Below are 21711 nucleotides of genomic sequence, written 5' to 3' on the forward strand. Positions count from 1 at the left end.
ATTCCCCTTTGCGACAAGGGATCGTTTCAACGATCGCTCTATAGTGTGATCGTTTGGCCGATGGCTGGCAAGGCTACGTCGACACCTGATCCTTCGAGGCCGGCCACGAACTTCTCCGCCGTCGCGTCGATGATCGGGAAGGTGCCGAAGTGGCATGGCACGACGGTGTCGAAGTGGAAGAAGCGCCGGCAGGCCAGGGCCGCCACCGCGCCGCCCATGGTGAAGCGGTCGCCGACCGGCACGAGGCCGATCTTCGGCTCATGCAATTCCTCGATCAGCGCCATATCGGAGAAGATGTCGGTGTCGCCCATATGGTAGAGCGTCTTGTCCTCCGGGAAATGCAGGACCAGCCCGTTGGGATTGCCGAGGTAGACGTTCTGGCCGCCATCGAGCCCAAACGACGAGGAATGCAGTGCCTGCACGAATGTGGTGGTGAAGGCACCGCAATCGACGGTGCCGCCATGATTGCCGGGATTGATCTTCTTGCCGTCGACGCCCTTGCCGACCAGGTACATGCAGATCTCGTAATTGGCGACCAGCTGGGCGCCGCTCTTCTTCAGCACCTCCACCGCGCCGCTGACATGGTCACTGTGGCCGTGGGTCAGAAGCACATGGGTGACGCCTTCCGCCGGCCCCTCCCAGCCGCTCGTCCATGATGGGTTGCCGACGAGATAGGGGTCGATCAGGATGGTCGCGCCTGATGTCTCGACGCGGAAGGCGGAATGTCCGTACCAGGTCAATTTCATCGATCGTGTTCCTCGATTTTGGTTGCGCCGGAAGATAGAACGCCGGCAGCAAAATTAAAGTGACATAGTGTGCTCGCGGTTCAAAAGAACGTGTCGCGCTCTTTGTGACGGCAAGTCTGGGTCACGGTTAGACTGGGTCACGGTAAAACTGGTTGGGGAAAGCCGTTGGGCATCATAGCAATCGAGGATCTGCCGGCACGGCTGGAGGGCGGCAGGACGCTGGCCGGACTCGACCTCGGCGACAAGACGATCGGTGTCGCCGTTTCCGACCGCGGCCTGTCCTTTGCCCATCCGCGCCCTGTCATCCTGCGTAAAAAGTTTTCGCTGGATGCGGCAGCGCTGCTCGCCCAGCTGCAGAAGGATAATGTCGGCGCGTTTGTACTCGGCCTTCCTATCAACATGGACGGCTCGGAAGGTCCCCGCGCCCAGAAGTCGCGCGCCTTCGTGCGCAACATGGCAGGCATAACCGACCTGCCCTTCGTGCTGTGGGACGAGCGGCTGTCGACGGTGGCGGCGGAGCGGACGCTGATCGAGATGGATTTCTCGCGCCGAAAGCGCGCCGGCAAGATCGATTCGGCGGCTGCGGCCTTTATTCTGCAGGGAGTTCTGGACCGGCTCCAGTCGCTTGACCCACGCGATCGGACGGAGCCGGATTCCCCGCCTGCCGCCTGACCCAGGCCGTGATGTTGCGGCGGCGGCGAAACGCCCACAATGCCATCAGCAGGAAGCCGTCAAAGACGCAGGCCCTTGCCACCATGCCCGGAATGATCGCCGGATCGATGCCCAGCATCTGCCCGTAGAGCTGGAACACGAAATCATGCAGCTGCCGGCTGAGCATGACGTAGCCGAAATTGATGTCGTTGAGCGACAGGAAGAACCAGCCCCAGAACAGAGCGAGTGGCGCGGCCCACAATGCGAACAGCGTGCGCATCAGTGACCGTCCCTGCGGCTGGAACCGCCTCTGGGACCGCTGGGACCAATGTCCGGACGGCCGGAAATGCGCGACAGCAAGGAGCCGTGCGCGGCACCCTTGGCCATGGCATGGGCGGTGGCGCGGCTCTCTGCCTCCCGCGAAACCATGACGGCGAAGACCGACCTCCGCTCTGCCAGCATGGCGACATAGGAGGCCAGAAGTGCCGCCAATTGCACGGCGACAACCAAAAACAGGCCGTTGATGCCTCGCGCTGCGCCGCCGATCAGGATCAGCGACAACACCGCGGATGCCGAAATGAAGGCGGTCCGCGCCACACTGTCGGCTCCGTCCGGGCTCGCTGCGGCGTTAACTAGGCTCTCGACGAAGACCCAGCAAAACAGCACCGCCACGACCAGCAAGGCGATGGCCAGCGGCGCCACGACGGCAGCATTGTCGAGATCGGCCAGACGAGTGTTTTCCACGACGACGCCGAGCACGCCCAGAGCGCCCGCAACGCCGCGGTTTCCATCGACACAGATGAACGCCAGCAGGGCGAAAACCAGCGCCCAGTGCAAGGCCAGAAAGGACGTCAAAATGTGCCGCATGGCATTCCTGCTTTGGTGACAAAGACAGTGGGGTCTGCGGCCTGCGGCTGCAACGGAAACCATTCGTTAAGGTTAACGGCTGTCCACAGGCAGGCAAATTCGTTCAAGGCCTGGCGGAAGGCCCTCAATTCACCGGCGGATAGAGCGTGTCGATGATCATGCGCGCATCGTGGCGCGAATCGAGCATGCCATAGGTGTTGCGCCACTGGCCGGCGAGCCGCGTCTCGACGAAGGCGTCCGCAATCCGCCCTGCCCCCAGCCGGCGCAATTCCGCAGCTGCCGCCGACAGCGCCAGTTGTTCGGTCAGCAGGCGGGCCGACCCCTCATCGGTGCCGGCGACCTGCATGGCCGCCTTGAGCACGCCAATGGTTCCGCGTCCGCCGGCGCCGAGATCGCGGTCGATGCCGGCCAGCACCTCCTCGAACAGGCCGGGCGCGCGGCCGAGCACGCGCAGCACGTCGAGCGCCATGACATTGCCTGAGCCCTCCCAGATCGCATTGACCGGGGCTTCGCGGTAGTAGCGGGCGAGCGGCGCTTCCTCGACATAGCCATTGCCGCCGAGGCACTCCATCGCCTCATAGAGCAGTGGCGGCGCGATCTTGCAGACCCAGTATTTGACCACCGGGGTCATGGCGCGGGCAAAAGCAGCCTCGCCGCGGTCGCCGGCAGCCTCGTCGAAGGAGCGCGCCAGTCGGAACGAGAGTGCCGTGGCGGCGGCGACATCGAGCGCCATGTCCGCCAGCACGCGCTGCATCAGCGGCTGTTCGATCAGCGTCGAGCCGGCCACCTGGCGGTGACGGGCGTGATGCACGGCCTCAGCCAGACCCGCTCGCATGATTGCCGACGAGGCGACGGCGCAGTCGAGCCGGGTCAGCGTGACCATGTCCATGATCGTCTTTATGCCGGCGCCGGGCTCGCCGACCATCTCGCCGATGGCGTTGACGAACTCTACCTCGGATGAGGCGTTGGAGCGGTTGCCGAGCTTGTCCTTCAGCCGCTGAAAGCGGAAGCCGTTGCCGGAACCGTCGCCGAGGATGCGCGGGACGAGAAAACAGGAAAGCCCTTCCGGTGCCTGTCCAAGCACGAGAAAAGCGTCCGACATCGGCGCCGACATGAACCATTTGTGGCCGGTGAGGCGATAAAAGCCGCTGCCGGCGCGTTCGGCCCGTGTGGTGTTGGCGCGCACGTCGGTGCCGCCCTGCTTTTCGGTCATGCCCATGCCGAGCGTCAGCCCGGCCTTGTCGACCGGCGGCTTCTGGCTCTGGTCGTATTTGCGCGTCGTCACGCGCGGCGCCCATTCGCGAAACAGCTTTGGGCTGGCCATCAGGGCGGCCAGCGAAGCGCTGGTCATGGTGATGGGGCAGAGATGCCCGGTCTCGAGTTCGGCGGTCAGGTAGAAACGCGCGGCGCGCACCTGATGGCGACGGCCGATCTCGCTATCGCCGTTTTCCCAGATCGAGGAATGCAGGCCGCCGGCAACCGAGCGGCGCATCAGCGCATGATAGGCCGGATGGAATTCGACGAGGTCGATGCGCCGGCCCTGACGGTCATGCGTGCGGAGCTTCGGCGTCTCGACATTGGCGAGGCGCGCCAGCTCTTGCGCCTCCTGCGTCAGGACGAACCGGCCAAGCCCGTCGAGGTCCTTGCGCACCGGATCGGAAAAGCGCTCGGCAAGCTGGATCAGCAACGGATCGCCCCGCCAGGCGTTGCCGCCCGTCAGCGGCGGCGGCTGGTTGGTCACGTCGTCGTTCACGCCCAATCCTTCTGAAAGTAGAAGGCCTTCTAACGGTAGAAAGGCCTTATCATCACAAGGCTTCGAATCCGAAGCAATCGGCTAGATATAGCCCAAGCCAGGCGGCGCGCGCGACGAAAATACCGGGGAGAAAGGCAGCAATCCCAAGCTGGCGCTTGCGGCAAGGAATTCTCCCCCCTATAGCAGCGCCTTGAGATGACCGACGCTTCGTCCCTGCCGCTTTATCCTCACCGCCATCTTCTGGGCATCCGCGATCTTTCCCCCGGTGACATCGAGCTTCTGCTCGACCGGGCCGATCGCGCTGTCGCCATTTCGCGGCAGTCCGAAAAGAAGACCTCGACGCTGCGCGGCCGCACCCAGATCAACCTCTTCTACGAAGCCTCGACGCGCACGCAGTCGTCGTTCGAACTGGCCGGGAAACGGCTCGGCGCCGACGTCATGAACATGTCGGTGGCGAGCTCTTCGGTGAAGAAGGGCGAGACGCTGATCGACACGGCGATGACGCTGAACGCCATGCGGCCCGACATCCTGATCATCCGCCACCAATCGGCGGGCGCCGCCGCCCTTTTGGCGCAGAAGGTTGGCTGCTCGGTGGTCAATGCCGGCGACGGCGCGCATGAACACCCGACGCAGGCGCTGCTCGACGCGCTGACCATCCGCCGTGCCAAGGGGCCGCTGTCGAAACTGATCGTAGCGATCTGCGGCGACATCCTGCATTCGCGCGTCGCGCGTTCCAACATCATGCTGTTGAACGCGCTTGGCGCGCAGGTGCGGGTCGTGGCGCCGTCGACGCTGCTGCCGTCCGGCATCGAGAAAATGGGCGTCATCGTCTCGCGCTCGATGGCCGAGGGCCTCAAGGGCGCCGACGTGGTGATGATGCTGCGCTTGCAGCGTGAGCGGATGGAAGGCGCCTTCGTGCCTTCGGTGCGCGAATATTTCCGCTATTTCGGCCTCGATGCCGAAAAACTGAAGGCCGCCAAGGACGGCGCGCTGGTGATGCATCCAGGTCCGATGAACCGCGGCGTCGAGATTGCCTCCGAGATCGCCGACGGGCCGCAAAGCGTCATCCAGGAACAGGTCGAGATGGGTGTCGCCGTGCGCATGGCGGTGATGGAAGCGCTGCTCGACCCGCGCCGCAACGAGGGCCGGAGCGCATGAGCACGACGGTCTTTGAGCGCGCCCGCATCGTCGACCCGTCACGCGGCTTCGACGAGGTCGGCACCGTGATCGTCGAGGGGAAAAAGATCGTTGCCGCCGGCAAGGCTGCCCTGAACCAGGGCCTGCCGGCGGGAGCCACCGTGGTCGACTGCGCCGGCAAGGCAATCATTCCCGGCCTGATCGACGCGCGCGTCTTCATCGGCGAACCGGGCGGCGAACATCGCGAGACCATCGCTTCGGCCAGCGTTGCGGCGGCGGCCGGCGGCGTTACCTCCGTCGTTATGATGCCCGACACGGACCCGGTGATCGACAATGTCGCGCTGGTCGAATTCGTGCTGCGCACCGCCCGGGACACGGCAAGCGTCAACATCTTTCCGGCGGCGGCGATCACCAAAGGCCTCGCCGGTCGCGAGATGACCGAATTCGGCCTGTTGCGCGAGGCCGGTGCGGTCGCCTTCACCGATGGGCGGCACACAATATCCAGCGCACTGGTGATGCGCCGGGCGCTGACCTATGCCCGCGATTTCGGCGGCGTCATCGCACATGAGACACAGGATGGCGACCTCGCTTCGGCAGGCGTGATGAATGAAGGCCTGTATGCCAGCTGGCTCGGCCTTGCCGGCATTCCGCGCGAGGCCGAGTCCATCCCGCTGGAGCGCGACCTGGCGCTGGCACGGCTGACGCGCGGCGCCTACCACGCGGCCAAGATCTCGACGGCGATGGCAGCGCAAGCGATGACGCGGGCGAAAGCCGACCAGGCCAATGTCACGGCGGGCGTAGCGATCCACAATCTGTCGCTGAACGAGAACGATGTCGGGGAATACCGCACCTTCTTCCGGCTGACGCCGCCTTTGCGCGCCGAGGAAGACCGGCTGGCCATGATCGAGGCGGTCAAGGACGGCACGATCGACATCATCGTCTCCTCGCACGACCCTCAGGATGTCGACACCAAGCGCCTGCCCTTCGCCGATGCAGCTGCCGGCGCGATCGGGTTGGAGACGCTGCTTGGAGCAGCGCTTCGGCTCTACCACAATGGCGACGTGCCGCTCATCAGGCTGGTCGAGACGCTGTCGACAGCGCCCGCCAAACTGTTCGGCCTGCCGGGCGGCACGCTGAAGCCGGGAGCGCCGGCCGATCTTGCGCTGATCGACCTCGAAGAACCCTGGATCGTGAGTGAAAGCGGCATCCGCTCGCGCTCGAAAAACACCTGCTTCGAAGGTGCGCGGCTGCAAGGCATGGTCTTGCAAACGCTGGTGGCGGGCCGCACAGTGTTTTCGAGCTAGAGCGATCGCGCCACGTCGCAGACCGATATTCTGCTGGGGAAATGCGGGGGCAAACAATGAGTTATAACGTTATCCTGGCATTGCTGTTCGGCTCTCTCCTCGGCTCGATTCCCTTCGGCCTCTTGATCACCCGCGCGGCCGGCCTCGGCGATGTGCGCAAAATCGGCTCCGGCAATATCGGCGCCACCAACGTTCTGCGCACCGGCAACAAGGGCCTCGCCGCCGCGACGCTGGTGCTCGACGCGTTGAAGGGTACGGCGGCGGTGATGATCGCGCGCCATTTTGGACACGACTACGGACTGTGGGCCGGCCTTGGACTCTGGGCGGGCCTTGGCGCCTTCCTTGGCCATCTGTTTCCGGTCTGGCTCGGTTTCAAGGGCGGCAAGGGCGTGGCGACCTATCTCGGCGTGCTGATCGCGCTCGGCTGGCATGTGGCGCTGATCTTTATCGTCGTCTGGCTGGCGATGGCTTTTCTGTTTCGCTATTCCTCGCTGGCAGCGCTGACGGCGGCGGTCATCGTGCCGATCGCGCTTTATTTCTGGAGCACACCTGAGACCGCCGGGCTGTTCCTGGTGATGAGCCTGATCGTCATCTTCAAACATCGCACCAACATTTCGCGCCTTCTTGCCGGCACCGAAGGCAAGATCGGAGCCAAGGGTTGAGCAAGCCCCCCGGCGGGCCGCGCCTCAGCGACCGGCAGCGGCTGAGCTGGCTGCGGCTGATCCGCACACAAAATGTCGGCCCGGCCTCGTTTCGCGAATTGATCAACCGCTTTGGTTCGGCGGAGGCGGCGTTGGAGATGCTGCCCGAGCTGATGATTTCGGGCGGAGCCAAAAGGATCATGCGCATTCCTTCCGTCGAGGAAGCCGAAGCGGAACTCGACGCAGCCAGTGAAAACGGCGCCCGCTTCGTCGGCATCGGCGAGGCCGACTACCCGCCGATGCTGAAAAACATGGACAATCCGCCGCCGCTGATTGCCGTGAAGGGCGAGGCAGCCGTCTTTCGCCTGCCGGCGGTGGCCATCGTCGGCGCCCGCAACGCGTCGCTCGCCGGCATCAAGATGGCGCGCATGCTGGCGGCGGATCTTGGCCGCGACGGCTACGTCATCGTTTCCGGCCTGGCGCGCGGCATCGACACGGCCGCACACCAAGGCAGTCTTTCCACTGGCACAGTCGGCGTGCTGGCCGGTGGGCTCGATGTCCCCTACCCGCCCGAAAATATCGGCTTGTGCGACGACATTGCCGAGCGTGGCGGCGCCGTCATTTCGGAAATGCCGTTCGGCTGGCAGCCGCGGGCGCAGGATTTTCCGCGCCGCAACCGGCTTGTCGCGGGCGCCGCCCTCGGACTGGTAGTGATCGAAGCTGCGCAACGCTCCGGCTCGCTGATCAGCGCGCGCCTGGCCGGCGAGATGGGCCGGCTGGTCTTTGCCGTACCGGGTTCGCCACTCGATCCGCGCTGCGCCGGCTCCAACGGCCTGCTCAAGGACGGCGCCACCCTGGTCACCGAGGCGGCCGATGTTTCCGGTGCGATCGCACCCTTGGCGGGTACGCGAACGCGAAGCATTGCGCCGCCAGAAAAGGCACCCGATTTTTCGGCAACTCCCCCACCCGGTGAGGACGAACGCAGCGGCGTGCTCGAGGTGCTGGGCCCAACGCCGGTGGGCGTGGACGAGATCATCCGCCACACCGGCCTCAACTCCGCGCAAGTCTCCATGGTGCTGCTGGAACTCGACCTTGCCGGCCGCATCGAGCGCCATGCCGGCGGCAATGTCTCACTAGTTTCGTGACGTTCCACCCGATCCCGCCGCACGTCGGCCGCAACTCACGCGTCGAGGGTCACGCCGGCGGCGCCAACGCCGGTACAGATGCCACCGCAGGGTATTTTTCCAGGCGGCTCTCGGAAAAGCACTCCGCCATTCCAGGGCTCTCCGTTGCACTGACGATCACGCTCGCAATGGCATACTCGACAGCTGACGAAAACCGGGCTCGACAGTCTGCGCATCAGTCAGCGGAACAGATACTTCGATACCTCCGGATTGCCACGGCGCCACATCACATTGTCGAGAAAATAATGGTGCACATTGATGAAGATGAGCACGATGAAGAAGAACAGCGATGACCCCAGCACTTGCCTGTCATACGGGATCAAGGCCGTCAGCGCGGATGGGATCAGCCAGAAGCCGAGATAGCCAAGGGCCGTGCCGCCGACGATGAAGCCGAGGAGCCGAAACCTGTATAGGGGTCCAAGAAAGGACAGGATTTTCGGCTGCGGATCGCCTTCAGCGTCCAAGCTGTCGCGCTCGACGTTCGTCTGGTAGCGCCAGACCACGGCGAGGTACTGCAGCGAGTGGAGCGCTGGCACGATCAGCAGCCAGAGCGGGTTTATCCTTGCAATCAGGATCCAGAGATAGAGCGACGCGACATAGGCCACCAGACCGTTATAAGGCAGGCCGCCGCCGTTCTTCCGCCAGCGATTGACCAGCATCAAAAGCGTAGCCGCCGTCGACGCAACGGCCGCCAGCATGGCGATGTTGGTGACCCAGGAAGGGGCCGCGAAGGTGTAATAGTCCAGGCCGTAATATTTGCCTTGGGTGACTGCGGTATTCGTCTGCAGCCATGCCAGGATCCACACCGCATAGGAGTTGACCAGCAGCACCTTCTTGTCGCGGTCGTCGAAGAATTTGCGCTTCAGCACCGCATCCACCATCAGCATGCCATAGCCCTGCTTGACGTAGTGCCAGCCGACGAAAAAGAACATCGCGTTGGTGGCATAGCCGAGCAGGCGCGTGTTCGCCGCCGCCGCGCCATAGGCGAAGAACCCGGCCATGGCGAGGGGCACGACAATGCCCGCGAAGATGTAGCGAAGCTGCAGGCTCCTGTCGTAGCCGTCGCCCGTCACCTTGCGCCCGAAATTGCGGTAGAAAAGCTGGTAGGAGTGGGCGAAGTGGGGATAGTTCACGAGATAGGCAACGATCACCATCGTTGCGGCCACCGGACCCTCATATTCGAGGGGAACGAGAAACAGCACCGGCAGGATGAGAAACGCGCTGCCGCCCAGCATGAGGAAATCGGCGACCGGGCCGAAGAGGTACTTTTGAGGCGCCGCCGCCTTAGGAGCGACAGCATCCGCCGAAAGCTGAAGTGTCATGTCAGAACCCTCCCCTGGGAAAGGCTGAGTTTAGCCATCGACTGGGATGGGGACAAGGTTGGAGCTGCCGCTCCGCGCCCGAACACTGGGCCATCCTGCTGTTTCGCCAATGGTCTCGATCCGCCATGGCTTGAACCCGTGAACCTCTCGATAAAAAAGGTGGGGGGCCTCCGCTGTTAAAAAAGCGCACCACCCCAATTTACGACTAACATGTTAGTGTGCTAGCACAGCATACATACCTGCTTCGGAGACCTTCCGGTGACATCACGCTTTGGCCTTTCGGCCGCTCTCGCCACGCCTTTCGATGCCCGCGGGCAGATCGCCACCGCCCCCATGATCGCTCAGGCCGAAAGTTGCCTGGCGCAGGGTTGCGGCAGCGTGACGCTTTTCGGCACCACAGGGGAAGGCGCATCGGTGGGCACGACGGAGCGGCGGTCGGTGACCGAGGCCATGCTGGCTGCTGGAATCCTGCCGCATCAACTCGTTGCCGGCGTGCTGGTCGACGCCGCCGAAGACGCCGCCGAACAGGCACAGCATGCCTTGCAGCGCGGCGCCCGAAACATTCTGCTGGCCCCGCCAAGCTACTTCAAGAATGTCGGCGACGACGGCCTTTTCGGCTGGTTTTCCGCCGTCTTTGCCGCGCTCGGCCCCCTCGCCCGTGACGTGCTGCTCTACAACATCCCTTCGGTTACCATGGTGCAGCTTTCGCTTGGCCTGATCGGCCGGTTGCGCACTGCTTTTCCCGACGTGGTCGCCGGGGTCAAGGATTCCGGTGGAAATTGGAGCTACAGCGAGGCGCTGCTTGCCGCCCATGGCGATCTGGTGATCCTGATCGGCGATGAAAGGCATCTGGCGCGTGCGGTGCGACTGGGTGGTCAAGGCGCAATCTCGGGCATGGCCAATTTCGTCCCGGGCGAAATCCGCGCCATGGCCGAGGACGGGCGCGACGATCCTCGCGTCGAGAGTTTTGTGCTCGAATTGCTCAAATATCCGGTCACCCCGGCGGTAAAGGTGATGGTGGCGCGTAAGACCGGCGACGAGCGCTGGCTGGCGGTCCGTCCGCCGCTGGAGCCGATCGCGTCGCAAGGGCAGCAGCAGCTTGCCGCAGCCTATGACAGCTTGTTTGCCAGGGAACCGGCCTGACCGGCAAAGAGAAGGCGCGCCGAAATGGAAGACGGCAACGAACCGACCACCCTCAGGGAGAAGGCCTATGCCAGCTTCACGCGGCATTTGCTGGCGCGCGACTTCAAGCCGGGCCAGTTCGTGTCGCAGCGTGAGCTGGTTGCCTTCACCGGACTGCCGCTCGGCGCCATTCGCGAGATCGTGCCGCGTCTCGAGGCGGAAGGACTGCTGACGACCTTCCCGCAGCGCGGCATGCAGATCGCCCATATCGATATCAGCCTGATCCGCGAGGCCTTTCAGTTCCGCCTGTTCATGGAGCGTGAAGCGGTGGCGCTGTTTACGGTCAGCGCGTCCGACGCCGAGCTTGCCCGCTTGCGGCGCGAGCATGAGGACATGCTTGCCCAGGCGCTGGCGCATACCCCGACGCCGGAGATGGAGGCCAAGGCGCAGACCATCGACTGGGCCATGCACGACACGTTCATCGATGCGCTGGGCAACGAGATCATCGCCAAGGCCTATCTGGTCAATTCGGTGAAGATCCGGCTGATCCACCAGGAGCGGTTCCGTATCGACGGGCGCGTCGTGCCGGTCATGCGCGAGCACCTGGCGGTGATCGATGCGATGCAGAGCCGCGATCCTGGCAAGGCGGTCGAGGCCATTAGCCAGCATATCGACAAGGCGCGCCGGCTGGCGCTGCAAATCTGAGGAAGCATGAGCCGCGCCGCGGTCGCTGCGGCGCAATCGACAACGACAACAACCGGGAGGAAGAAAATGTCGTCCAATCTGTTCAACCCAACCAGGAGGCAACTCCTCCAGGGAACCGCCGCCCTTGCCGCCGCCGGCTTTGCCGGCGTTCGCCCAAGCTTTGCCGCCGGCGTCGACTGGAAGCGCTTTGCGGGAACGACGCTTGACGTCAATCTGGTGAAAAGCCCGCGCAGCGACACGCTGATAAAATACATCGCCGAGTTCGAGGAACTGACCGGGATCAAGGTCAATGCCGAAGCGACGCCGGAACAGCAGCAGCGCCAGAAGACGGTGATCGAACTGAGCTCCGGCAAACCGAGCTTCGACGTCGTGCATCTGAGCTACCACGTGCAGAAGCGGCAGTTCGAAAAGGGGGGCTGGCTGGCCGACATATCAGGCTATCTCGCCGACCCGACCCTGACCGATCCTACGCTGGTGGAAACCGATTTCGCCGATGCCGGCATGCTGTTTGCCAAGGACGGCCAGGGCGTGCTGCGCTCGCTGCCGTTCTCAGTCGACTACTGGATCGTCTACTGGAACAAGGAATTGTTCGAGGCCAAGGGCCTCAAATACCCTGAAACCTTCGAGCAACTGATGGCGGCCGCCGAAGCGCTGACCGACCCGTCGACCAACACCTACGGCTTTGTCGCCCGCGGCCTCAAGAACGCCAACACGCCGGTGTGGACGTCGCTTATGCTCGGCTACGACATGACGCCGCTCGACGACAAGGGCAAGCTGCGCACGACCTCGCCCGATGCGGTCGAGGCGGCCAGCCTCTACCAGCGGCTGATGACCAAGTCGGCGCCTCCAGGCGTCACCGGATTCAACTGGGCCGAAGCCCAGTCCGCCTTCCTGCAAGGCAAGATCGGGATGTGGTTCGATGGCGTCGGCTTTGCCCCGCCAATGGAAAATCCGGAAAAGTCACGAGTTGTCGGCAAGGTTGGCTACGGCGTCATGCCCAAGGGGCCTAAGGCGCATGCCGCCGGCACCTTTGGCGACGGCCTCGGCGTGACGGCCGCCAGCGAGAAGAAGGAGGCCGCCTACCTCTTCTGCCAGTGGGCGATTTCGCCCGCGATGGGCGCGCGCCTGCTGCAGGCGGGTGCCGGCGTGCCGTTCCGCAAGTCGGTGCTGGAAAATCCCAAGGTGCGCGAAGGCGTCACCATGCCGGCGAGTTGGCTCGATGCCGTGGTCGGCTCGGGCAATGTCAGCCGGCTGTCGCTGCCGGTCATCATTCCGGTCACCGAGTTCCGCGACATCTATGGCGTGGCGCTGACCAATCTGATCGCCGGCGCCGATCCGGCGGAGGAACTGAAGAAGGCCACCGAGCAGTTCCAGCCGGTGCTCGACCGGAGCGAGCAAGGCTGATGTCCGCCATCACCCCAGAACGCACCGGGGTGACGACGCAAGCCATCGAAGGGAGCCAGACCATCCGGCTGGCTCCCAACTACTGGCCTTTCGTCGTCCCGGCGCTCGTCGTCGTCGGCGCCGTGATCGTCTTTCCCTGGGCCTTCACACTGTGGATGAGCGTCAACCGCTGGACCCTCGGCCAGGCGCGAAGCTTTGCCGGGATGGAAAATTACCTGCGGCTGGCCGTCGACCAACGCTTCTGGGAATCGCTTTTCCATACGCTGACCTACACGGCGCTTTCGGTTGCGGCGCCGATGTTCCTCGGCACTGTCGCGGCGCTGATCTTCGACGCCAAATTTCCGCTGCGCGGCCTGTTGCGCGGCGTCTTCGTCATGCCGATGATGGCAACGCCAGTCGCCGTGGCGCTGGTCTGGACGATGATGTTCCATCCCCAGCTCGGCGTGCTCAACTATCTGTTGTCGCTGGTCGGCATCCCGGCGCAGGAATGGATCTTTAATGCCAGGACGGTCATCCCGTCCCTGGTTGCGGTCGAGACATGGCAGTGGACGCCGCTGGTGATGCTGATCGTGCTGGGCGGCTTGGCCTCCGTGCCGCGCGAGCCCTTCGAGAGCGCCGAGATCGATGGCGCCAACGCCTGGCAGCAATTCCGCTATCTCACCTTGCCGATGATCGCGCCGTTCCTGATGATCGCGATGATCATCCGCACCATCGATGCGCTGAAAAGTTTTGACATCATCTATGCCATGACCCAAGGCGGACCGGGCACGGCCTCGGAAACCATCAACATCTATCTCTACAACACCGCCTTCTCCTACTACGACATCGGCTATGGCTCGGCCATGGCCGTGGTGTTCTTCATCGTCATCGTCGCGCTGTCCTTCATCCTGCTGATGCTGCGCCAGCGCTCCCAATGGATCGGGGTGGAGGGCAAATAGATGAGTTCACGGCTGCTCAACCGGATCGGGCTGTTTTTCGCGGCTCTGGTCTTCGTCTCGCCGGCGATCCTGTTCTTCCTCTGGATGATCTCGCTGTCGCTGAAGTTCGAGATCGACAACGGTGCATACCCGCCGATCCTGATCCCGGAACATCTCGCCTGGTCGAACTATGTGAAGGTATTCGAGGAGAACAATTTCCTGCTCTATTTCTGGAATTCGGTTCTGGTGACGGGCACGGCAACGTTGCTCGCGCTGCTCATCGGCGTGCCGGCCGGCTATGGCATCGCGCGGCTCAAGGCCGAACGCTCGGCGGTGGTCATCATGATCGCCCGCATGACGCCGGGGCTTTCCTATCTCATTCCGCTGTTCCTGCTGTTCCAGTGGGTCGGCATTCTCGGCACGCTGTGGCCGCAGATCATCATCCATCTGGTGGTGACGGTGCCGATCGTGGTCTGGGTGATGATCGGCTATTTCGAGACCACGCCGATGGAGCTGGAAGAAGCGGCCAACATCGATGGCGCCAGTTCCTGGCAGGTGTTCCGGCTGGTCGCCTTGCCCATCGCCAAGCCGGGCATTGTCGTCGCCTTCATCCTGTCGATCATCTTCTCATGGAACAATTTCGTCTTCGGCATTGTGCTCGCCAGCCGCGAGACCCGCACGCTGCCGGTCGCCGTCTACAACATGCTTTCCTACGAGCAGGTGAGCTGGGGCCCGCTCGCCGCCGCAGCACTTGTGGTCACGCTGCCGGTGCTGGTGCTGACCCTGTTCGCGCAAAGGCAGATCGTCGCCGGGCTGACCGCAGGCGCCGTCAAGGGCGGCTGAGGCACGGCCCCGACATCACTCATTTCCGGGAGAGATCCAATGGCATCGGTAACAATCAACAACGTTCAGAAGGCTTTCGGAGCCGCCAAGATCATCCACGATGTCAGCGTCGACATCGCCGATGGCGAATTCGTCATCCTGGTCGGGCCGTCGGGCTGCGGAAAGTCGACGCTGCTGCGCATGATTGCCGGACTGGAAACGATCTCGGGCGGCAGGATCGCCATTGGCGATCGCGTCGTCAACAATCTCAGGGCGCGCGACCGAAACATCGCCATGGTGTTCCAGAACTACGCGCTCTATCCGCATATGACGGTGGCCGACAATATGGGCTTTGCCCTGAAGATCAAGAAAGCCGATCCGGCCGACACCGCCGGCCGCGTCGGCAGGGCCGCCAGCATTCTCGGCCTGGACAAGCTGCTCGACCGCTATCCGCGTCAGCTTTCCGGCGGCCAGCGCCAGCGCGTCGCCATGGGCCGCGCCATCGTGCGCGACCCGCAGGTGTTCCTGTTCGACGAGCCGCTGTCCAATCTCGACGCCAAATTGCGCGTGCAGATGCGCGGCGAGATCAAGGCGCTGCACCAGCGGCTGGGAACCACCACCATCTACGTCACGCACGACCAGATCGAGGCCATGACCATGGCCGACAAGATCGTCGTGCTGCATGACGGCCTTGTCGAACAGATCGGCGCGCCGCTCGATCTCTACGATCGCCCGGCCAACCTCTTCGTTGCCGGCTTCATCGGCTCGCCGGCGATGAATTTCATTCGCGGCCATGTCGAGGAAGGTGTTTTCCGCAGCGCCGGTGGACTGATCTTGCCGCTGCCGGAAGGCATCGACCTGACCAACATTCCCGGCGGCGACCTCATCTACGGCATCCGCCCCGAACACATCCGAGCGACGACCGCCAAAGGAATCCCCGGCACGATCGTGCTTCTGGAAGCAACGGGTTCGGAAATCTTTGCCAGGGTCGACTGCGCCGGAGAAGAAATCTCCTGCCTTTTCCGCGAGCGGCTGGCACTGAAACAGGGCGAGCAGATGCGCATCGAGATCGACCGCGCCTGTGCTCATCTGTTCGACGTCAAGACCGGGCGGCGATTGTAGGCGGCGATGGGGGCTGCTGACAGGGAGCAACTTCCGCACGAAATATTTCTGGTGAGCGCGTCGGGGTTCGAACCCGAGACCTACTGATTAAAAGTTCGTCAGTAATTCAGCAAAATCAACCACTTACAAAATCGGCCGCGCGAAAGTCGCACGCTTCTAGCCGCGCAGCGCCTGCAGTATCTGGCCCCAAAACCAGACGGTCGCGCCGCCCAGGACAGCGCCGCCTATTCCGATCACGCCCAGCGCGCCCATGCCGCGCTGCTTCCATTCCACCACTTCGTCGGTGACCACTTTCATGTCGGTCGTTGTCGTCTTCACGGCGCCCATATCACTTTCGAGGTAGCCGACACGCAGCGCGATATCATCGAGCCGCTTGTGCATCGTGCCCCGGCTCGCCTCGCTCTTTCTGTCCTGCCTCTCAAGATGCTCGGACACGCCTTCGAGGGTCGCGGTCAGGCGACCCAGGCGATCATAGATCTCGTTGAGGCTGGCGGTCATCAGCTGCACCGATACTTCTGGAAGCGGCCGCGATGCTGCGCCACGGCGACGGCGAAGCTGCGGTCATTGGCGACGATATAAGAATTCGTCGCCGGCTTTGGTTGCATGGCCACAAGCACGTCGCAGGGGCTAGTCAGCGTCGGGCTGCAGGCAACCACCGAGCAGAGCGCACAAAGCAGGATCATCAGCGGCAAGCACTTCATTGTCGATCGCCTTTCCGTCCCGAAGAATTGTGATGCGGTCGCCGGCCAGCTCGGCGGCAAGTGCAGCGCGGCCGTCATGGCGGCCGTAAAGGTAGGCGGCCGCCACAAGGACGGCCACCAGCAGGGCAAGCAGCACGACGCGGCCCAACGGCGTCATCGCGAAGCGCCAAAGCGCTCCTAGCGCCTTGGCTACCGCCGGCAGGCCCAGGCTGAAGGCTGTGCCGAGCCAGATCATTCGAGTTCTGCCTTGAGGCTGCGCACCGCCTGGGCGAGCTGGGCGCGGCGCGTGATGCCGTAGACGGCAAACGCGACGATCAAGGCGACGATCGCCAGCTGCACGCGCCAATCGAAATTGCCGAAGGCAGCGAGAGGCGCGCCAAGCGCCGTCAGCAACCACGTCCAGAAGGTCTTGGTTTTGGTCACCGGCTTGTGCAGTTCGCCGGGGTCGACCACGACAGGCTTTTCCACGACGACAGGCGGGGGCACAGGAGCGGGTTTCGCCGCCGGGCCGGCGTCCGAAGACGGCGCAGCCGGCTCTTGCGCGCTGGCGGGCTTGCCTGCGCCGCGCACGGCCCAATCAGGCAGCTTCAAAGGCCTGTCATTGTGCCAGGCATCGAGCGCGATTGCCGCCCACTGGTTGCGGCTGGCATAGTGCTTGGCGCCGGCCTGTTCATAGGCCAGCTCGAAGGCCTTGACCTTGGCGTTAAGCCCCTTGGCCGCGACCAGCTTGGCGATCGCGCCTCGATACGCCCCTTTCAACTCGGAAAACAGGAAACCGTAATTCGCCTGGTCGACCACGGGATTGAGGCCGGCGCGCTTGCAATAGGCTTCATAGCTGCGCCGGCGCGGGCCGGTCCACTGCGCCCAGCCGAAGCCGCCGCGCGAACTGGGCACGGTCGGCTTGGTTTCCTGCAGCGAGGCAAAGCCACCGCTCTCATGGCCGAGATTGCCGACGATCGCCGCGACGTCGTCCAGCTGCAGCTGAAAATCGCGCATCAGCAGCGCCATGATCCACGGCGCCTTCGAACGAAACAGATCATCCTGTGCCTTGCCCTTTGCCATGCCGCAAACCTCCTATGGTTGCCGGCAGGATAGTCGTGGGCAAGAATCGTCAATTGGGAGGGGCGGCCACGTTCCTGTTTCGGGCCAGCGCATACATTGCGGCGAACAATACTTCGAAAGCCGGTGTTAAGACGACGATTTCTTCAAGGCCCCATGCAAGCATCATCATCAGCCCGACAAAGACGCCGGTCCACAGCGAAGACGTTCGCGACGCTATCCATACCTCGCGCATGGCAATGAAGGCATATCCGCAGTAGGCGACGAGGCCGACAAGGCCAAAATTCACAGCAGTCCACAGCAACCAATTGTGCGGGTTCCAAGTGATGCTATTGCCCATCTCAACCAGCAGCACCGAGCGCGGCGAGCCGATCACGGGGTGCAGTGCAAGCGCTTCGATGCCGGACTGCCAATACTCGAACCGCGAGACCACCGACGCCGACCCTGGCAACAGCGACAAGTCCTGTCGGAACAGAAAAAGCCCTACGAGTCCAACACCCATGAGGATCGCCGACCCAATCGCTGCCTTTGTCGGCCCGATCCTCTTGCGCAATAGGTAGATGACAATCACGACGCCAAGAACGATGATCCCAAACCGCGACAGCGTGACCAGCGTCAACGCTCCGAACGCCGCCGCTGCAAGAGGATGTCTGGAAAACAGCGAAACGGCGGCAAGAAAGACCAGAAAGACTGCGATATAGTTTGATACGCCAAGTGCATTTTTTGCCCTGTTTTTTAGATCGTAAAAGGCTTGGTCGCCGCCTTTTATTCCGGGCGCAAAAGCCTCTCTCCCTGCTACAGCAACCGGCGCGGTCGCCCGTGTTGGCAACGGCGCTGCCGTGTTCACCGAAGGCGCTGGCTTTGTCGCCGCCGCAACGTCCTGCTGTCGTTGTGAGGCATAGGTGTTTTCGACAACGGTAGCGTTCTGCCCAGGCAACAGAAACATGTCCTTTGGCGCGAACAGGATCATAAGCACCATGATCGCAGATGTCAGCCAACCGCCGATATTCATCGCGAGCAAGGTTTGCCGATCAGGCAGTCCTTGATTTCTCAATGCTACGATAGTCATTCCAGCGAAAACAACCGGAAGCCACACCGCCAAATCAGCCTTCCACTTGAAGGCCGGGTTCCCGTAGTTCATCAAGAACTGGCAAACGATGATAGCCCCGATCACCAGCAAAGGGAGCGCAGCAGGCGGCACACGGATGCTCAGCTGGGAACGGTCCACGAAAAACAACGGCAAGACGAGAATGCTGATCGGGAGCGTGATCTTTCCGAGCCAAACGCTGCCCACAAAAATGGCAGCGACGAACAAGAACGTCAGCCAAGAACGGCCGGAATTCTGACCACCAATTTGAAGACTCATCCGTCGCCCTCTGCAAGCAGCTTCCACATACACAAGCAAAAGGCAGGCGGTAAACCCTTTCGCTTTCGCTCAAGGGTCCTTATGCTGCTAGCCACAATTAAACGGAGGCGACGTTTGTCACACCTGTACGCATTCTTGGATCGTGAACTGCGGCCGATCGCCTGTATCATTGTTGTCGGTCTGGCATTCGCAGCTGCCCTGATCTCCGTAGCAGCCAGGGATGCAGCTTTCTTGAGCGACTGCGTGGCGCATGGGAACGCGCCCAACCTTTGCGAGAAGATGATAACAGGTTAAACCGTTACGGGCCGATCAGGCCGTGGGTTACTAGAGCCGCATCGAGCGAGCGCAAGCGGGCCTCAAGCGCCGCGACCCGGTTCAACGCCCCTTGCAATTCGGCCTGGACGTAAGCGCCCGACGCCGTGCCGGCCGCAGCAGCCGCAAGCGCCGTCTTCGCACCCGTGCCGGTCATAGCCGTCCAACCGGTGTCGCGAGCGCCAACGACCTTGTTAGCGCCAACGTTGTACTGCGTGGCGATTACGATCCCGCTGAAGGTCAACTGCCCCGCCGCGTGCGTGACGGTGTAATTGCCGTTGCCGATATTCCAGACGAAGCCGGTTGCCCCGAACAAATCGGACCATCCCAACGCGCCAGTTCCGAGCGCGCCGCCGTCGTTTGTTGCCGGCGTGATCGTGCCGGTGAAGGTGCCGCCAGTGGTGAAGTTGAACGTCGCGCCGTAAGTCATGCCGACAACGAGAGCGCCGGCCAGCATACGCGCGATGTTGAACTGTCCGTCTTCCGTTCCCGACACCGGATCAAGGACGGTCATCGTGATGTAGCCGAGATTGGTTTTAACTCCGACCGAGTTATTCATGTACCAGAGGAAGCCGCCGATCCCGTCGTTGACCGCCGCCCCGCCCGCTTTGTTGCGGTAGATCTCCCGATAGGGGCCGTTGCCCGTGCCGGCGTTTGTGCTTTCGGCGATGTCGACCGACGTGAATTGCGCCGTCGTCGTGAACCTAACAACTTGGTTGAACACGCCGGGAGTGTTGCCTGCGCCGAACGTCCCGGTGCCGGCATCGGTGATGATCGGCGTGGCGTCGAACTTGTTTTCTTCCTTGATGTACGTGTTGGTGACGCCGCCACCGATTTGGATATGGCCGGTGTTGCCAATTGCGATCAGGCGATTGCCTTCGATGATGCTTGCATCGCCCGATGTGTTGAGCCGGATCGAATATGCCGCCGCCGTCTGGCCCAAACCGATCATGACAGCGTTAAGCGGCTGGATGGTGTTGCGCTCGATGCGCGTGTTCGGGCATGCCTGAGTGTATAGGAGCGCCCCGGTGGTTCCCGTGTAGCTGCCGAGGTAAGACGGCGTTTCCATCCAGTTGCGGTCGATGTGTGCAGCCGACACATTCAGGAGGTAGACGCATTCCGAACGTGTCGTGATGTTGTTGTCGGCAATCACCAGCTGTTGTGCGCCGCCCTTTACGCCGTTGACAAGGATGCCGATATTGTTCCCGTTGACAGTGTTTTCGAGGATGTGAACGCTGTCGCCAATGTCTTTAAACAGAGAGCCATTGTCGAACCAATTGCGCCGGAACGTGCACGAGAAAATTCCCACCGTTGAGCCCGAACTATCGAACGACACACCGCCAGCCGGCCCTGAGGCCTTGACGCCTTCAACGATGAAATTCGACATATACTCGTTGCCGGCCGACGCATATTCGATGCCGTAGCGCCCTACTTCCGTCGTCTGCAAAGTGAGGTTTTTCCAGCCCCACCAAGTGTTGTCGGTCGCGATCCCCGCAGTCGGCACGATCGAAAGCGCCGCGCCCGCGTTGGTCACGATCTTCGACTTGTCGGCGTGATACCCCCAGAACTGCATTGCCGCCGTTTGGACAACAGCGCCATCCGTCAAATAAGCGTCGCGGACCATTAAGCCACCGACGTACGCCTGTGCGACATTGATCGCGCACTGGATCGCCGCGCGGTTTGCCGCCCTAGTCGCCGTTGTCGACGCCCCAAAATGCTCGACCGTCAGTATCTCGAAATCGCGGACCCACGCGCCCACGTTCGACGCCACGCTATCCGCTTTCAGATAGACGCCTTCCGACGTGTCCATTGCGATCTGTGCCGAGTAGTCGCCCAGGCGCCATATGAAATTGCCAACGCGACCAGGCTCGGTGAGCAGCACCGACATGCCGACCTGTGGCGTAAGCGCCTTGATCAGTGCCCGGGTTGACAGCGAGCCGTTGAGCTTAAGGACAAGCCATGCTTCGGCATAGGTCGCCAGCGCCAGGACAGTCGTCATCAGCGCCGAAACGGTGGCTAAGCCGAACGACAGAAGCGACTTGTTTTCCAGCTTGGTGCCGCTGGCGTCCCACCCGAGTACCTTACCGGCCTCGGCCGCCGGCAAATCGGTTGCACCGGCATAGTCGAGCTGGAAGCTGACGGCGCGGCTGACATCCCTGCGCAGTTCGCTCTGCGCGCTCGCCTGTTTCGACAGTTCCTTTTCCAGCTCGTCGGCCGTGAGCGTGCCGGCCTTGGTCACCGCCACCGATCGCTCGGCCGTCCGGCGCGCCTGGTGCTTCCAGCTGGTCGTGGCCAGAACCGCGGCGTTGAAGGTCACCGTGAAAAAGTCATAGGCCGATGCCGGGTTGACCTTGGCAATGGTGCAATTCGCAGTCACGTCGCTGTAGACCGTGGCGCCCAGCAGCTTGGCGAACACCTTCACATCGGCGGTGTCGAAGATCTTGTAGAGCGACGGGCCGTAGGGGCCAACCGTGCCGTTGCCGACAAGGATGGCGGATTCGCGGGTTTCTCGCGGGAGCGGATAAGGGGTCGCGGCCATCTGCAATCCTCAGTGGTTGAGGCTGCAGGATGACTCG

At 62.8% G+C, this 21711-nt stretch carries 21 protein-coding genes; 11 read left to right on the forward strand and 10 right to left on the reverse strand.

Features of this window, described 5'->3' with window-relative positions; translation table 11 throughout:
* Positions 1–38 precede the first annotated feature (38 nt).
* Positions 39–746: a metal-dependent hydrolase gene (locus ACYG9Y_RS11930; protein ID WP_023684673.1), complete on the reverse strand. Its 708-nt coding sequence runs from the start codon at positions 744–746 to the stop codon at positions 39–41.
* Positions 747–911: 165 nt separating this feature from the next.
* Between ACYG9Y_RS11930 and ruvX the strand changes: the two genes are divergently transcribed.
* Positions 912–1418 (forward strand): Holliday junction resolvase RuvX, encoded by a 507-nt coding sequence (ruvX, locus tag ACYG9Y_RS11935; protein WP_023724364.1) that lies wholly within the window; start codon positions 912–914, stop codon positions 1416–1418.
* Here ruvX and ACYG9Y_RS11940 read toward each other — a convergent pair.
* The 3 genes from ACYG9Y_RS11940 to ACYG9Y_RS11950 all read right to left on the reverse strand — a co-directional run bounded on the left by ACYG9Y_RS11940 (position 1336) and on the right by ACYG9Y_RS11950 (position 4017).
* Positions 1336–1677: a DUF6105 family protein gene (locus ACYG9Y_RS11940; protein WP_023738703.1), complete on the reverse strand. Its 342-nt coding sequence runs from the start codon at positions 1675–1677 to the stop codon at positions 1336–1338. The genes ruvX and ACYG9Y_RS11940 overlap by 83 nt on opposite strands.
* Complete coding sequence (locus ACYG9Y_RS11945) at positions 1677–2264, reverse strand: hypothetical protein (protein WP_023688597.1); 588 nt, start codon at positions 2262–2264, stop codon at positions 1677–1679. Before ACYG9Y_RS11945 ends, ACYG9Y_RS11940 begins: the two co-directional genes overlap by 1 nt.
* Positions 2265–2388: 124 nt before the next feature.
* Positions 2389–4017, reverse strand: coding sequence for a DNA alkylation response protein (locus ACYG9Y_RS11950; protein WP_031253397.1), 1629 nt, complete (start codon positions 4015–4017; stop codon positions 2389–2391).
* 195 nt (positions 4018–4212) lie between these two features.
* Here ACYG9Y_RS11950 and ACYG9Y_RS11955 point away from each other — a divergent pair, with 195 nt between their 5' ends.
* From ACYG9Y_RS11955 to dprA, 4 genes are read left to right on the forward strand one after another with little or no spacing between them, the layout of a single operon-like run.
* A complete protein-coding gene (locus tag ACYG9Y_RS11955; protein WP_023688599.1) occupies positions 4213–5175 on the forward strand; it encodes an aspartate carbamoyltransferase catalytic subunit in 963 nt (320 codons plus the stop codon).
* The gene (locus ACYG9Y_RS11960; RefSeq protein WP_023738701.1) at positions 5172–6458 is read left to right on the forward strand and encodes a dihydroorotase; all 1287 of its coding nucleotides are present in this window, start codon (positions 5172–5174) and stop codon (positions 6456–6458) included. Before ACYG9Y_RS11955 ends, ACYG9Y_RS11960 begins: the two co-directional genes overlap by 4 nt.
* A gap of 56 nt (positions 6459–6514) precedes the next feature.
* Complete coding sequence (gene plsY, locus ACYG9Y_RS11965; protein WP_023738700.1) at positions 6515–7120, forward strand: glycerol-3-phosphate 1-O-acyltransferase PlsY; 606 nt, start codon at positions 6515–6517, stop codon at positions 7118–7120.
* Positions 7117–8244, forward strand: coding sequence for a DNA-processing protein DprA (dprA, locus tag ACYG9Y_RS11970; protein WP_023738699.1), 1128 nt, complete (start codon positions 7117–7119; stop codon positions 8242–8244). The genes plsY and dprA overlap by 4 nt, the downstream gene beginning before the upstream one ends.
* A gap of 218 nt (positions 8245–8462) precedes the next feature.
* On the opposite strand, the gene ACYG9Y_RS11975 is transcribed toward dprA, so the two are convergent.
* A complete protein-coding gene (locus tag ACYG9Y_RS11975; protein WP_023738698.1) occupies positions 8463–9605 on the reverse strand; it encodes a hypothetical protein in 1143 nt (380 codons plus the stop codon).
* Positions 9606–9863: 258 nt separating this feature from the next.
* Between ACYG9Y_RS11975 and ACYG9Y_RS11980 the strand changes: the two genes are divergently transcribed.
* The 6 genes from ACYG9Y_RS11980 (at position 9864) to ACYG9Y_RS12005 (ending at position 15697) form a co-directional block, all read left to right on the forward strand.
* Positions 9864–10748, forward strand: a complete 885-nt coding sequence (locus tag ACYG9Y_RS11980) for a dihydrodipicolinate synthase family protein (protein ID WP_023738697.1) — start codon at positions 9864–9866, stop codon at positions 10746–10748.
* A 24-nt stretch (positions 10749–10772) separates the two neighbouring features.
* Entirely contained in the window at positions 10773–11432 is a 660-nt protein-coding gene (locus ACYG9Y_RS11985; protein ID WP_023738696.1) for a GntR family transcriptional regulator, read from the forward strand.
* Positions 11433–11498: 66 nt separating this feature from the next.
* Positions 11499–12836: an ABC transporter substrate-binding protein gene (locus ACYG9Y_RS11990; RefSeq protein ID WP_023738695.1), complete on the forward strand. Its 1338-nt coding sequence runs from the start codon at positions 11499–11501 to the stop codon at positions 12834–12836.
* The gene (locus tag ACYG9Y_RS11995) at positions 12836–13774 is read left to right on the forward strand and encodes a carbohydrate ABC transporter permease (RefSeq protein WP_023693414.1); all 939 of its coding nucleotides are present in this window, start codon (positions 12836–12838) and stop codon (positions 13772–13774) included. Before ACYG9Y_RS11990 ends, ACYG9Y_RS11995 begins: the two co-directional genes overlap by 1 nt.
* Positions 13775–14596 (forward strand): carbohydrate ABC transporter permease, encoded by an 822-nt coding sequence (locus ACYG9Y_RS12000; protein ID WP_023700756.1) that lies wholly within the window; start codon positions 13775–13777, stop codon positions 14594–14596.
* Between the two features lie 39 nt (positions 14597–14635).
* On the forward strand, positions 14636–15697 hold the full coding sequence (locus tag ACYG9Y_RS12005; RefSeq protein WP_023696522.1) for an ABC transporter ATP-binding protein: 1062 nt from the start codon (positions 14636–14638) through the stop codon (positions 15695–15697).
* A 156-nt stretch (positions 15698–15853) separates the two neighbouring features.
* Here the strand turns inward: ACYG9Y_RS12005 and ACYG9Y_RS12010 are convergent, their stop codons facing one another.
* From ACYG9Y_RS12010 to ACYG9Y_RS12030, 5 genes are all read right to left on the reverse strand, one after another.
* A complete protein-coding gene (locus ACYG9Y_RS12010) occupies positions 15854–16195 on the reverse strand; it encodes a DUF1515 family protein (RefSeq protein ID WP_050588644.1) in 342 nt (113 codons plus the stop codon).
* A gap of 129 nt (positions 16196–16324) precedes the next feature.
* On the reverse strand, positions 16325–16633 hold the full coding sequence (locus ACYG9Y_RS12015; RefSeq protein WP_023738692.1) for a hypothetical protein: 309 nt from the start codon (positions 16631–16633) through the stop codon (positions 16325–16327).
* Positions 16630–17460 carry a phage tail tip lysozyme gene (locus tag ACYG9Y_RS12020; RefSeq protein ID WP_050593127.1) on the reverse strand — a complete coding sequence of 277 codons (831 nt, stop codon included), beginning with the start codon at positions 17458–17460 and terminating at the stop codon, positions 16630–16632. The genes ACYG9Y_RS12015 and ACYG9Y_RS12020 overlap by 4 nt, the downstream gene beginning before the upstream one ends.
* A gap of 49 nt (positions 17461–17509) precedes the next feature.
* Positions 17510–18823, reverse strand: coding sequence for an O-antigen ligase family protein (locus tag ACYG9Y_RS12025; RefSeq protein WP_023738690.1), 1314 nt, complete (start codon positions 18821–18823; stop codon positions 17510–17512).
* Positions 18824–19121: 298 nt separating this feature from the next.
* Positions 19122–21674: a hypothetical protein gene (locus ACYG9Y_RS12030; protein WP_023738689.1), complete on the reverse strand. Its 2553-nt coding sequence runs from the start codon at positions 21672–21674 to the stop codon at positions 19122–19124.
* Between the last annotated feature and the right edge of the window lie 37 nt (positions 21675–21711).

The sequence above is a fragment of the Mesorhizobium sp. W050 genome (genome assembly GCF_054719535.1).